General features: G+C 31.0%; 12 protein-coding genes. 4 read left to right on the forward strand and 8 right to left on the reverse strand.

The features are described from left to right. Positions 1 to 136 precede the first annotated feature (136 nt). From ABMY20_RS02490 to ABMY20_RS02500, 3 genes are read left to right on the forward strand one after another with little or no spacing between them, the layout of a single operon-like run. The gene (locus ABMY20_RS02490; RefSeq protein WP_047788642.1) at positions 137 to 1144 is read left to right on the forward strand and encodes a 4-hydroxyproline epimerase; all 1008 of its coding nucleotides are present in this window, start codon (positions 137 to 139) and stop codon (positions 1142 to 1144) included. A 59-nt stretch (positions 1145 to 1203) separates the two neighbouring features. Beyond that, entirely contained in the window at positions 1204 to 2448 is a 1245-nt protein-coding gene (locus ABMY20_RS02495; RefSeq protein WP_349264553.1) for an FAD-dependent oxidoreductase, read from the forward strand. Between the two features lie 10 nt (positions 2449 to 2458). Beyond that, positions 2459 to 4246, forward strand: coding sequence for an aminopeptidase P family protein (locus ABMY20_RS02500; protein ID WP_349264554.1), 1788 nt, complete (start codon positions 2459 to 2461; stop codon positions 4244 to 4246). An 11-nt stretch (positions 4247 to 4257) separates the two neighbouring features. Here ABMY20_RS02500 and ABMY20_RS02505 read toward each other — a convergent pair whose 3' ends face one another. Beyond that, a complete protein-coding gene (locus ABMY20_RS02505; protein ID WP_073181891.1) occupies positions 4258 to 5331 on the reverse strand; it encodes a proline racemase family protein in 1074 nt (357 codons plus the stop codon). Further along, complete coding sequence (locus ABMY20_RS02510; RefSeq protein ID WP_349264555.1) at positions 5331 to 6284, reverse strand: ornithine cyclodeaminase family protein; 954 nt, start codon at positions 6282 to 6284, stop codon at positions 5331 to 5333. The genes ABMY20_RS02505 and ABMY20_RS02510 overlap by 1 nt, the downstream gene beginning before the upstream one ends. Before the next feature lie 97 nt (positions 6285 to 6381). On the opposite strand from ABMY20_RS02510, the gene ABMY20_RS02515 reads away from it, so the two are divergent. Continuing rightward, the gene (locus ABMY20_RS02515; protein WP_281979960.1) at positions 6382 to 7722 is read left to right on the forward strand and encodes a S28 family serine protease; all 1341 of its coding nucleotides are present in this window, start codon (positions 6382 to 6384) and stop codon (positions 7720 to 7722) included. A gap of 18 nt (positions 7723 to 7740) precedes the next feature. On the opposite strand, the gene ABMY20_RS02520 is transcribed toward ABMY20_RS02515, so the two are convergent. The 6 genes from ABMY20_RS02520 to ABMY20_RS02545 form a co-directional block, all read right to left on the reverse strand. Then, positions 7741 to 8838: an alanine racemase gene (locus tag ABMY20_RS02520; protein WP_047788646.1), complete on the reverse strand. Its 1098-nt coding sequence runs from the start codon at positions 8836 to 8838 to the stop codon at positions 7741 to 7743. Positions 8839 to 8840: 2 nt separating this feature from the next. Beyond that, on the reverse strand, positions 8841 to 9995 hold the full coding sequence (gene alr, locus ABMY20_RS02525; RefSeq protein ID WP_349264556.1) for an alanine racemase: 1155 nt from the start codon (positions 9993 to 9995) through the stop codon (positions 8841 to 8843). Continuing rightward, a complete protein-coding gene (locus tag ABMY20_RS02530; RefSeq protein ID WP_349264557.1) occupies positions 9995 to 11131 on the reverse strand; it encodes an amidohydrolase in 1137 nt (378 codons plus the stop codon). The genes alr and ABMY20_RS02530 overlap by 1 nt, the downstream gene beginning before the upstream one ends. After that, positions 11119 to 12552 (reverse strand): sodium:solute symporter family protein, encoded by a 1434-nt coding sequence (locus ABMY20_RS02535; protein ID WP_047788649.1) that lies wholly within the window; start codon positions 12550 to 12552, stop codon positions 11119 to 11121. The genes ABMY20_RS02530 and ABMY20_RS02535 overlap by 13 nt, the downstream gene beginning before the upstream one ends. 3 nt (positions 12553 to 12555) lie before the next feature. Continuing rightward, positions 12556 to 12750 carry a 30S ribosomal protein S21 gene (gene rpsU, locus ABMY20_RS02540; protein ID WP_073181894.1) on the reverse strand — a complete coding sequence of 65 codons (195 nt, stop codon included), beginning with the start codon at positions 12748 to 12750 and terminating at the stop codon, positions 12556 to 12558. 57 nt (positions 12751 to 12807) lie between these two features. Continuing rightward, the coding region (locus ABMY20_RS02545) for a sigma-70 family RNA polymerase sigma factor (RefSeq protein WP_349264558.1) at positions 12808 to 13363 on the reverse strand (556 nt) is incomplete at its 5' end.

Raw genomic sequence — 13363 nt, forward strand, 5'->3', positions numbered from 1 at the left:
AGAAAACCTGTAAGTTCAAAACCTTACTTTTGGAGCATCTAAAGAAATTGAAATAAAGCCAGCTTCGTCTTTCCAAAATAGAAAAATTTGAAGGGTTTTTTCTACTACAGAATACAAGCTGGCAATTCAATTTAAGATGAAAAAAACTTTTTTTTGTGTAGATGCACACACTTGTGGTAATCCTGTGAGAGTTGTTGCAGGAGGTGGTCCTAACTTAATAGGAGCCAACATGAGCGAAAAACGTCAACATTTCCTTAGAGAGTATGATTGGATTCGTAAAGGTTTAATGTTTGAACCTCGTGGTCATGATATGATGAGTGGCTCAATCTTGTTCCCTCCTCACAACCCAAAAAATGATTTTGCTATTTTATTTATTGAAACTTCTGGATGTTTACCCATGTGTGGTCACGGAACAATTGGAACAATCACTATAGCAATTGAAGAAGGCTTAGTTACACCTAAAGTTCCAGGAAAGATTAGAATGGAAGCTCCTGCTGGCTTAGTTGAAATTGAATATCAGCAAACCGGAAAAAAAGTAGATTGGGTTCGTTTGACAAATGTAAAAAGTTATTTAGCAGCTGAAGAACTCACAGTAGATTGTCCAGATTTAGGAGAAATTACTTTCGATGTAGCTTATGGTGGAAATTATTATGCAATTGTAGATCCTCAAAAAAACTTTTCGGGTGTACACAATTTTACAGCATCTAAAATTATTCAATACTCTCAAGTTGTTCGAAATCGAATAAATGAAAAATATCCTGACATGTTTATTCATCCAGAGAATAAAACTATTAGAGACGTTACACATATGCTATGGACAGGTGATCCAATAAACCCAAGCTCATCAGGAAGAAATGCTGTATTTTATGGAGATAAAGCAATTGACAGAAGCCCTTGTGGTACTGGTACATCTGCTAGATTAGCTCAATTATTTACAAAGGGAAAATTACAAATTGAAGAAGACTTTATACATGAGAGCTTTATAGGTAGTAAGTTTATTGGTCGTGTAGAAAAAGAAACAACTTTAAATGGTAAACCAGCTATTATTCCCAGTATACAAGGATGGGCAAAAGTATATGGGTATAATAACATTATAATAGATGATAAAGATGACCCATATGCTTATGGTTTTCAAGTTATTTAAATCATTAATTTTAGGTTATTGGTAAAAAACAATTAATAAACAATTAAAACGTTACATTATTGAAAGATTGTATTATAATTGGTGGAGGAATTATAGGTTTATCTACTGCGTATTTCCTTCAAAAAGAAGGTCATAAGGTAACTGTTATAGATAAATCTAACTTTTCTTCGGGTGCTTCCTATGTTAATGCAGGTATTATAACACCTAGTCATATTATTTCACTAGCCGCACCAGGCATTATTAATAAAGGTATTAAATGGATGTTTAGCTCTACAAGTCCTTTTTCTATTAAACCTCAGCTAGATTATGACTTTTTTCAATGGGCATGGTTATTTAAAAAATCTGCTACACATAAAAAAGTTGCAACTTCTATTCCTATTATCAAAAATATTAATGTATTTAGTAAAGAGCTTTATGAGGAAATTAAAACTTCTAATGATTTTGATTTTCATTATCAACATAAAGGTTTATTAATGCATTATAAAACTGATAAAATGGGGGAAGAAGAGTGGAATATAGGAAAATTAGGCATAAAAGAAGGGTTAAAAGTAGAACATTTAACTAAAGAACAAACTCAAAAATTAGAGCCTAATATTAAACTAAATATTAAAGGTTCTATCTACTATCATTCAGATGCTCACATGACACCTAATGAGTACATGAACCAGTTAAAGCTATATTTAACACAAAATAATGTAACTTTTTTAGCTAACGAACAGGTTACTGATTTTCATATCAAAAACAATAAAATACAATATATCAATACTCTTAATGATACAATTACTGCAGATGAATTTATATTAGCAACTGGCTCATGGACACAAAGAATAGCTAAAAAACTTGGTATTAATATTCCTATTCAAGCAGGTAAAGGCTATCGGGTTAATATAAAAGAGAATACGGGTATTACAATTCCTGCTATATTAACTGAGGCAAAAGTAGCTGTAACACCTATGAATGGTTTTACTCGTTTTGGTGGTACCATGGAAATTGCTGGTATTAACAATAAAATAAACCTAAAAAGAGTACATACAATTACTCAAGCCGCTAAACAATATTACGACAATTTACAAATTACAAAAAAAGACATTGATAATGTAGAGAGTGGACTCAGACCTTGCTCTCCAGATGGGTTACCATATATTGGTAAACTCTCAAAAATTAAAAATGTGACAGTAGCTACTGGTCATGCGATGATGGGATGGAGTCTAGGTCCAGCAACGGGTAAATTAGTTTCTGAAATCATAAGTAATAAAAAAACAAGTTTAGATATAAAACCGTTTAACATTGAACGTTTTTCTTAAAAAAGCTATTATGATTAATGAAAGATTAAAAGCTTTACGTGACTTCATGTCTATTCAAAAGATTGATGCCTTTATAATTCCATCAACTGACCCTCATCAATCGGAATATGTGGCTGATCATTGGAAACTTCGTGAATACTTTTCTGGTTTCACAGGGTCTGCTGGAACTCTAATTGTCACAAAAGATAGAGCTGCTTTATGGACTGATTCTCGATATTTTTTACAGTTTGAAGAAGAGTGCAACACTTCTGAAGTACAACTACATAAACAATCTATTCCTCATGCTCCAGAACATGTAGCTTGGTTATGTAATTTACTGAATACAGAAACTTGTATTGGCTTAGACTTTAGGTTGTTTTCCATATCACAAATAAATTATTTAACATCACATACAACTTTAAAAAACATACAACTTAAAAATCAACCTAATTTTGCAAAAAATATATGGATAAATAGGCCTAGTTTACCTAATACACCTATTTACCATCATTCAATTAAATACAGTGGAGCTTCAACTTTATCTAAAATTAGAAAAATTCAGGAAAGGTTAAAAGATAAAAATGTAGATTTTTATTTCTTCTCATCATTAGATGAGATTGCCTGGTTATTTAACATTCGTTCTAGTGATGTTGACTATACCCCTTTGGTTACAGCTTATGCTCTTATAGGTAAACAAGATATTTATTTTTTTTGTGATAAAAAGAGATTTACACCCCAAGTTATTAGTGATTTTGACGCTAATAATGTTTTTATAAAAAACTATGATGAAGTCATAACTTATCTGTCTGAAATAACTTATAATAAAAAAAACATAGTTGACTTTTCTACTTTAAATTATGAGTCTTTTGTTAATTTAAAAGGAACCCTTATTTCTGAAAAATCTTATGCTAAAACTCTTAAATCAGTTAAAAATATTACTGAGATTGAAGGTTCCAAAAAGTGTATGATTAAAGATGGAGTTGCTTTAACTAAGTTTTTTATTTGGCTTGAAAAAAAACTCTGTAAAAATGTTGTTTCTGAATATGAAATAGGACAAAAACTTAATTATTTTAGGCAACAACAGGATTTATATAAAGGTGAGTCATTTGCTACAATTGTAGGCTATATAAAAAATGGAGCCATCATTCACTACACTCCTACTAAAGACAATTGTTTGCTTGTAAAAAATGAAAATATTTTATTATTAGATAGTGGTGCCCAATATGAAGATGGAACTACTGATATTACCAGAACTATTTGGCTTGGAGGCACACCTTGTAAAAAAATAACAACAGCATACACAGCTGTTCTAAAAGGTTATATTGGACTTGAACAACTTGTTTTTCCTAGAGGAACAACAGGAGTACAATTAGATGCTTTTGCTAGAGCTCCATTATGGAAAAATGGATTAGATTACCCACATGGAACAGGACATGGTATTGGTAGTTTTGGTATGGTACACGAACCTGACCAAGGATTTGCTAGCACTACAGTAACTGAAAGAGGTACAAGTTCACATTTTGAAAACCAACTAACAACTATTGAACCAGGATTATATATTTCTGGAGAATTCGGTATTAGGATAGAAAATATAGTTCTTTCAAAAATACAAAAGGCTTCTAGTTTTGGTATTTTTTTAGAGTTTGAACCACTAACACTATGCTATATTGATACCACATTAATTAATGCAAACTTACTTACTATTGATGAAAAAAACTGGTTAAATGCTTACCATAGTAAAGTTTACCAAACACTTTCTCCTTTCTTAACTAAAGAAGAAAATATTTGGCTAGCTAAAAAATGCACAAAAATTAATTAATATTTTGGGGTTTATCGAAGTATAAACCCTTTTTTCATTGGATCTTTTGGGTCTATTATAAAAGTTTGTACGGCTGTTATATATGCGGTTCCCTCAACTTGAGGAATTACAGCTTTAAATGCTCCATAATTTTCTTCGGAGATTACAGAACCTTTGAAAGTAGAACCTGTAATACTTTCAATACTCATTACTTGATTAAAATCTATTTCTTTCCTTGCTTTGTGAATTGCCATTCGCCCTGAAACACCTGATCCTGTAGGGCATCTATCTACTTCTCCTTCTGCAAAAACACATACATTTTTACTATCATTACCAGACATTTGTTTAGTATTATCAATAAATATAGTTCCGTATAAAAAGCTTAAATCATCCTCAAAAGGATGTAAAATTTCTTTGTCTTGCAACATTACTTCATTTTTAATAGCCATTCCTGCGTTTATTAAATTTCTATAGTTTCTTGCAGATAAATCAAAATCAAAGTTATTTTTACACATGTCTACATATGCATAAAAAGCTCCACCATAAGCTAAATCATATGTAACTTCTCCTAGCCCTTTTACATTTACTGTACGATCTAAGCCAACAACAAAACTAGGTACACAATGAAATTTTACACCTATTACTTCATTGTTTTTCACCTCTGTATAAGAAACAATTCTACCACAAGGGGCATCTATTTTCAATATATTCTCTCCTTCTACAACCTCTATCCATTTCATGTGTATTGCAAGAGTAGAGATTGCAATAATGGCATGACCACACATAGTTGAGTACCCTTCATTATGCAAAAAAATAATACCAAAATCTCCTTCATCATCATTTGGAGGCAATAAAATACATCCATACATATCTGCATGTCCTCTTGGTTCAAACATTAAAGCTGTTCGTAAATAATCATAATTTTCTTTACAAAATCGTCTATAATCTAAAACTGATTTCCCTTCTAAGTCTGGAAATCCTTTTATTATTACTCGTAACGGTTCTCCCCCAGTATGCATATCGATAGTTTCTATCTGTATCCAATCTTTGGGAATAGTAAATGTTGTTTTTTGTATAATATTTTTATATGTTTTACTCCTATTCATTATATGTATTGTTTATAATAATAATTTGCCGCTATTAAATCTTCTAAAGCATGACCTACTGATTTAAAAAGTGTAATTTCTTCTTCTGATGTCCTAGCTAAAATGTTATTAGCACACAGCCTAAATAAATCTGCTTTAATATCTTTTTCTTCTATTATCCCTTGGTTTAATGGAATTACAATATCTCCACTCTCTTTAAGCCCTCCTTGAAAAGTATCCACAAAAACTGTTGATTTAAGTATAGCTGAGTTGTCAGCTTCTCTCATGTCTTTTTTGTAAGCTCCTACAAGATCTATATGTTGCCCTTTTTGTAATAAATCACCATTAATTAATGGCATTTTAGATAATGTTGCTGAAGATATAATCGCTACTTCCTTTATTTTTTCTTCTATTGTCTCTACTGGTACTACTTTTACAATATTACTATTACACTGCTTTGCTATTTTTTTCGCTTTTTCATAGTTTCTTCCCCAAACATATACCTTTTTTATTGGTCTAACTGTACAATGCGCTTTTATTAAATTAGTAGCTAAAGCTCCTGTACCTATCATTAATAATGAATCTGCGTTCTTTCTTGATAAAAAAGAAGATGCTAAAGCAGAAGCAGCCGCGGTTCTTTTTGCTGTTAAGCTTTTAGCATCTAAAATTGCTTTAATAGTTCCATTTACAGAATTTAACAAAATATATGTTCCATGAATAGCTGGTAAGTTAAATTGATGATTCTCTGGACTAACGGTAACTATTTTTATTCCTGCTGTTTTTCCTGGGTCCCAAGCAGGCATTAAAAGTAAGGTTGAATCTTGAGTTGCTTTAGGATTTGTAAAATCATGATGGTGCCTTAAAGGTACTTGTACCTTGTTGTCCGAAAATGCTTTTTTAAGTTCATTTATTAACTCTTGAAAAGATGTATTACTTTCTATAAACTGATTATTAATTTGTACAATTTGTTCCATAGCTAAATGTACGTTTTTTAAAATCTTGCGATAGAATCTACCCTTAAACTACTTAATATTTGCACACTGTTAGATAAAATAGTATCGATTTAAAAAAATGAAAGCCTATAATTTTATACAAAATTATTTTATGAAGTTAATTCCTACTTTTCTTTTTACTTTTATTATTACTGTTTTACTTTCATGTAACACAAATAATAATAAATCTTTTAAAAGTAAACTACAAGAAGTTTTTCCTAATGCTAAAATTAATACTATAAAAACTGAAGATCATTTTATAGAGTCTTATCAAGTTATTTTAAATCAATTTTTGGATCATAAACATCCGGAAGAAGGTACTTTTAAGCAATATATTTACATATCACATAGTGACTATAATAACCCTACTATTTTGGTTACAGATGGGTATGCTTCCCATAATAGAACTACCGAATTAAGCAAGATTTTTAAGGGTAATCAAGTTATTGTAGAATACAGAATGTACGGAAAATCTAGACCTGATGAAATTCCTTGGAAATATCTAACAAATGATAATGCCACAAACGATTATCACTTTATTGTTGAGAAGTTAAAATCTTTGTACAAGAATAAATGGATTTCTACGGGTATTAGTAAAGGAGGAGAAACTGCATTAATTTATAAATATAATTTTCCTAATGATATTGATGTAACTGTGCCTTACGTAGCTCCTTTAATAAACGGTACAGAAGATATTAGAACTAACGATTTCATAAATACTATTAAGAATGAAACTTGTAGAGATAGAATTAAAACATTTCAACGTGCTATTTTACATAAAAGAAGTGATATAATTCCATTACTAAAAGAATATGCTACGACTAATGAGATTACTTTTAATGAAGTTCCTTTTAATGAAGTTTTAGAATATGCTGTATTAGAATTTCCTTTTTCTTTTTGGCAATGGGGAGATGGCAAGTGTGATAAAATACCTGAGAACAATGATGATATCAACGTATTATTTAACTTTTTAATAAAGAACTCTGATATTACTGTTTATAGTGATTGGGGATATAACTATTACCTTCCTTCCTTTTATCAACATATGACAGAATTAGGGTATTATGGATATGACTTAACACCTGTTAAAGATTTGCTTCAAGTGGTTACCTGTAGTTCTAATAAGCGTTTCGCTCCTAAAAATATTGACATAAGCTACAACCCAAATTATATTAAAAAAGTGCGCAATTATGTAGAAAATAAAGGGAATCGAATTTTATACATTTACGGCGAAAATGATCCTTGGTACGCTTGTGCTCCTATACCTAAAAAAGAGGTTGATGCCTTAAAAATGGTATTACCTAATGCAAATCATGCTACTAGAATAAGACATTTTTCTGACGAAAAACAAAAAATTATATATGATAAATTACAAGCATGGTTAGGTAATACCATTACTATCTACCCCCTAAAAAAGTAGAGGGTAGATATCTTTGTTTTATACATAAACTTTATCTATAAATTTAGAACTTAACAATCTTGCTACCCCCATATAGCTAAGTGTAAACTTTACTTTATCACCTACTTTATATTTTGTATCTCCTGCTTCATTTTTATTCAACCCAACATCAATTACTAACATATCAGAAGTAATTCCCACAAAAGATATACTTTTATCCTCAACTTCAATATCATTTTTATCTACATCTAATAAACCAAAATCTAAAATTGCCTTGTACGATGTTTCTTGTACATCGTTTTCATCATAAGTAGATGTATGTCCAATACTTGCTTCACTTATAATGCCATCGGGAACTATTTTTTTCTTTTCCAACTCTATTACGTTAGCATAAAACTCAAATGTTTCTGTATGCAAATCTTTAAACTGCTTATTCTCTAACGGACTTACTCCAAAGAATGCAGCTTCTCCAATTCTAAAATGGTTTATATCTTTAGGAGCGACTCCATTTTCCACCAATGGTAACGTAATTGATGTACCGCCTGACACATATTTTAAATCCTTATTAAATTTAGCCGATATTAATTCTTTATATAACGATAATTGCAATAGCTTATCATAAGTAGGCTCTACTCCGTACATACATCCTAAATTTGAACCTATACCTATTACTTCAATATTCGGTAGATTGAATACTTTTTCATAAAACCCTAAAATATCATCTCTTTTTACTCCTTCTCTTAACTCACCCATTTCAATCATGATAATAATTTTATGAATTTTATTTTTCTTCTTCGCTGCTTCATTAAGTGACTCTATAGTAGATAAAGAGCTGTTTAAAGAAATATCTGCGTACTCTACCACATCATCTGCATAAATATTTGCTGGGGGTTTTATGTAAATAGTACGTAAATCTGGATTCACCTCTCTTAAGTTTCTTAAACTTGTTAATCTAGAATCTCCAATCGAGTTTATTTTTTCAGTTACATCCGGAGTTAAAATTGCTTTTAAAAATGTTTTATCTCCCGAGAAAACTTTTGTTACCAAGCTCCATTCGATATGATTTTTTTCAAAGAAATTACTTAGTTTTTTTATGTTATCTTTTATTCTTTCAGAATATATAATTAATTCTGCCATAATTATTTTGTTATTATTCTTGGTAAATTCTCAGGAAGTCGTGTTAATAATTCATAATTAATTATTTGTATTGAATCGTTGAATGATGAAACTGTTATTTCAACATCACCTTGACTCCCTATTAATACAACCTCATCTCCTTTTTCAATAGTATCGGCATGTGTTATATCTACTGCCATCATATTCATATTAATGGTTCCTACTATTTTATGTCGTTGTCCTCTTATTAAAACTTTTCCTTTATTACTAAGAGAACGGCTATATCCTGAAGAATATCCAACTGGTATAATTGCTATTTTGGTTTCTTGGTTTGTAAAGTATGATGTACCATAGCCAATAAACTGACCTGCTTTTATCGTTTTAATATCCATAACTTCTGTTTTCCAAGATATGATTCTTTTTAACGGATTTTCTACAATTTTTTCTTTGGTTAAATAATGAACCAATATCTCTTTTGTTGGAAAAAATCCAAACTGTAAGATACCAACTCTTACCAAATCTAACCTTGTTGTTGGGTATCGAATTGTAGCTGCTGAACTTGCTAAATGGTAATTTGGATTGAATAAATCAAGTTCTTTTACTCTCTTTCTTACATTTTTAAATTTTTTCTTTTGATCGGTTATTCTCTTGTAATTTGATATACTTTCTGCTCCTGCTAAATGAGAACAAATTCCTTTAACATCAACAAACTCTTTATGTGTCTCAATATATTTAAGAACTCTTGTTGTTTCTTTTGGAACAAAGCCTGTTCTGTTCATTCCTGTTTCGATTTCTAAATGAATTTTAGCTCTTCTTTTTACTTTTTTTGCCGCTTCTATCGCTTTTTGTAGTCTATTTTCTTCAAAAACAAAAAACTCTATCTCATTTTCAATTGCCCATGGTAACTGGCTATTTTCAATCATTCCCATTATCATAATGGTTACATCTTCATAAGGTAGTGTTTTTTTTATATCAAAAGCCTCATTCGCATCAGAAACGCTAAAATGTCTTACTCCGTATTTGTATGCCAACATACAATAGGTTTTAATTCCATGACCGTAAGCATTTCCTTTTACTACAGATGAAAAAATAGTAGTATCTCCTATTATTTCACGTATAAAATTGATGTTATTTTTTATTGCTGATTCAGATAATTCTAAATAAGATGTATGAGTCATTATTGTTGAACTTCTTTTAAAATATTATAAAATAATTGTGCTCCTGTTACTGTTATATCATCAGGAAAATCATAATCTGGATTATGTAGTGCAGGAGTGTTTTTCCCAGCTCCTAGTCCAAACATAGCTCCTTTATATTGTTGTGTAAACAACCCGAAATCTTCGCCCCATTTAAACGGGCTATTTATTTCGTTAATTGATAAATTTAGTTGTTCCGCTACCTTTTTTATATACTCAACAGCTTCTTTGTTATTTTTATTTGCGTAAAACTCTTCAAACCAAGAAGTATTAATACTTAACTTTTCTTTTTCTTGAAGCTTTTGAAGTAATTGTTCGAGGTTATTCTGTTTTTCTTTCATTAAACGCGTACTCCAACTTCTTAATGTAAGATGTACTTCTCCATATCCTGCTGATACTCCATAGGCTTTTTCTCCCATTGTTACGTATATGGGAGTAGCTAAAAAGAAATCAGAATCTTCTGGTATATTTTTTGTTTCTTGTCTTACAAAATGAAGAATTTCAGCAATTGCATTAGCTGGGTTGTAGCCTTTTTCTGGCTCTGCTGCATGTGCTGTTTTTCCTTCCAAAGTAATTATAGCACTTTTTACATTGCTAGTAAACTCATGTTCTTTTACAATTATTTCTTGTTTGGTAAAACCTGGTAAATTATGTAGCGCAAAAACATAATCTATATTAAGTTGTTTAAAATAAGTATCTTCTAAAATAGACTGCGCTCCTCTTCCATTTTCTTCTGAAGGTTGAAAAAGTAATACTACTTTTCCTTTAGACAACGGTTTTTCCGTAAGAAGCTTTGCTACTCCAAGTAAAATAGTTGTATGTCCATCATGTCCGCATTTGTGAGAGACTCCTTCATTTACAGATTTATGTTCGAAACTATTTATTTCTTGAATAGGCAACGCATCAATATCAGCCCTTAGCATAACTGTTTTCCCCTCTTTTTTTCCATTGAAGATTGCTAACAAACCTGTTTTAGCCACTGGTTGTATCTCACAAAATGTGTGTTCCTCTAAAAAAGTTTGTATTCTTTTTTTAGTTTCATATTCTTCTTCAGAAACTTCAGGAAACTTATGTAATTCTTTTCTTACCTTCTCTAAAGTATCCTTTAGGCTTTCCATGATTTTGGATTATTAATTAACTGAATTATTGAAAATACAATAGCTGATAATGTAATTCCGAAGAAATTCGCATCTAAGTCAAAAGGTAGTTTTACTTCAAAAACAATTAATAGTAAAGTGGTCAATCCTCCTGAAATCATAGCATAAAAAGCGGCAATTGGTGATGGTTTTTTTAGTAATAACGTTCCTAAAACAGGAACTAACAACCCTGATACCATAAAAGCATACGAATACAACATTAACTCTAATACATTTTGCATTTTTGTTGCCAATACAATAGCTAAGCCTCCTATTAAAAAGGTTATTAATTGTGAGTTTTTTATACTGATACTTTTCTTGAAATACCCAAAAATGTCTGTTGTTAAGTTTCCTGAAGCTGCCATTAAACAACTATCGGCTGTAGACATAATTGCCGAAAAATAAGCCGACATCATTAACCCCATTAAACCCACTGGTAAAATACTTCTAAGCAACAATGGAAGTCCCAATTCTGCATCCAATTCTACTCCTGGGGCATACCCTATACTAGCGAACATTCCTTGCTCATAGGCTACTCTTGAAAATAACCCTAAGGCAACTCCCATAAACGCCATTATTGGGTACTCAAAAAGTCCCGCTATTTTCCATGCTTTTTTTGCTGTTTTTTCATCTTTACAAGCATAAATTCGTTGATATAAAGTCATTCCAACAAACCAAATAGGTACTATTGTGATTATCCAGTTAAACATATCAATAAACGAAACATTGGTTAGTGATAAAAAACTGGCTGGTAATATTTCTTTAATTCCACTCCACCCTCCTATTTCAGCATAACCGATAGGGATTCCAATTCCTATTAGCCCTATCATTAGAATTATCCACTGAATGGTATCTGTATAAATCACAGCTTTTATTCCTCCAATAACTGTATACACCACTGCAATGACTCCCATAATTAAAACTGCATTAGTAATAGATATAGAAGGAAATGTAGCGGATGCTAGTTTTGCTCCTGCTAAAATTTGTGAGCTTGTAAAACCTATGTACCCTATTAACGAAATAATTCCTGCCATTAGAGCGACTTTTGCATTGTAGTGAAAAGCTAATGACTCTGGAAACGTTAGAAAATGATGTTTTTTTGCTATTGGATATACTTTAGGGATTAAAAAAACGGCGCTTATCCAAGCACCTAATAACCCTGTAAAAAGCATCCAGCTACCGGAGAGTCCCATTAAAAAACCAAGACCTCCTAAGCCAATAGAAAAGCCCCCTCCAACATCAGTTGCAACAACAGATAACCCTATATGACCTGCTGACATGTTTCTTCCCCCTACATAGTAATCGTCTTTTGATTTGTTTTTATTCATGAAGTATACTCCTACTCCAAGCATAAAAACTAGATATAACACAAATATTAATAGATCAATAAAATGTATATCCATATCTTATTTTTCCTGCTCTAATAAAAACTGCTCTTTATACTGAGCCTTTTTTAATTGCTCCCTTCTGCTTACAGATGGTTTTGTGTACTCTTTTCTATCTCTTATTTCTTGTAAAACTTTTGTATTTCTATATTTTCTTCTGTAGCGTTTAATCGCTCTATCGATATTTTCACCTTCTTTTACTTGTATTATTAACATATTTAGATCTTTTTAAAATTATTATTTCTGTTTTTTATGGATTAAACAAAGTCGAAACTAGCCTAAATAAGTTTGTAACACTTTAGTTCTCGATCTTTGTTTGAGTCTTCTAAGTCCTTTTTCTTTAATTTGGCGTACGCGCTCCCTTGTTAAGTCAAAAGTTTCTCCTATTTCAGTTAAACTCATAGGGCGGTAATCTTCTAAACCATAAAATAGCTTTATGATATCAGATTCTCTTGGAGATAATGTTTCTAAACTTCTACTAATTTCCAACTGTAAAGATTCTTGCATTAAATCTTTATCTGGTTTAGGAGCTTCTGAAGCTTTCATTACATCGTACAAATTTGATGTTTCTCCTTCTTTTAAAGGTGCATCCATAGAAATATGTCTTCCAGAGTTTTTCATTGACTGTTTTACATCTGAAACAGTCATATCTAAAACTTTAGCTATTTCTTCTGGAGTTGGCATTCGTTCATTACTTTGTTCAAGCTTAGAAACTGCTTTATTAATTTTACTAATGCTTCCTATTTTATTCAACGGTAAACGAACCACACGAGATTGTTCTGCTAAAGCTTGTAAAATAGACTGGCGTATCCACCAAACGGCATACGAT

This window comes from Tenacibaculum sp. SSH1-16, assembly GCF_040104435.1.
GTDB lineage: Bacteria > Bacteroidota > Bacteroidia > Flavobacteriales > Flavobacteriaceae > Polaribacter > Polaribacter mesophilus.

Bases quoted from the DNA above. Each gene is read 5' to 3' on its own strand.
- rpsU (WP_073181894.1), bottom strand. From the start codon at position 12,750: ATGTTAATAATACAAGTAAAAGAAGGTGAAAATATCGATAGAGCGATT.
- ABMY20_RS02520 (WP_047788646.1), bottom strand. From the start codon at position 8,838: ATGGCAGAATTAATTATATATTCTGAAAGAATAAAAGATAACATAAAA.
- ABMY20_RS02515 (WP_281979960.1), top strand. From the start codon at position 6,382: ATGAAAGCCTATAATTTTATACAAAATTATTTTATGAAGTTAATTCCT.
- alr (WP_349264556.1), bottom strand. From the start codon at position 9,995: ATGACTCATACATCTTATTTAGAATTATCTGAATCAGCAATAAAAAAT.
- ABMY20_RS02510 (WP_349264555.1), bottom strand. From the start codon at position 6,284: ATGGAACAAATTGTACAAATTAATAATCAGTTTATAGAAAGTAATACA.
- ABMY20_RS02500 (WP_349264554.1), top strand. From the start codon at position 2,459: ATGATTAATGAAAGATTAAAAGCTTTACGTGACTTCATGTCTATTCAA.
- ABMY20_RS02505 (WP_073181891.1), bottom strand. From the start codon at position 5,331: ATGAATAGGAGTAAAACATATAAAAATATTATACAAAAAACAACATTT.
- ABMY20_RS02530 (WP_349264557.1), bottom strand. From the start codon at position 11,131: ATGGAAAGCCTAAAGGATACTTTAGAGAAGGTAAGAAAAGAATTACAT.
- ABMY20_RS02490 (WP_047788642.1), top strand. From the start codon at position 137: ATGAAAAAAACTTTTTTTTGTGTAGATGCACACACTTGTGGTAATCCT.
- ABMY20_RS02535 (WP_047788649.1), bottom strand. From the start codon at position 12,552: ATGGATATACATTTTATTGATCTATTAATATTTGTGTTATATCTAGTT.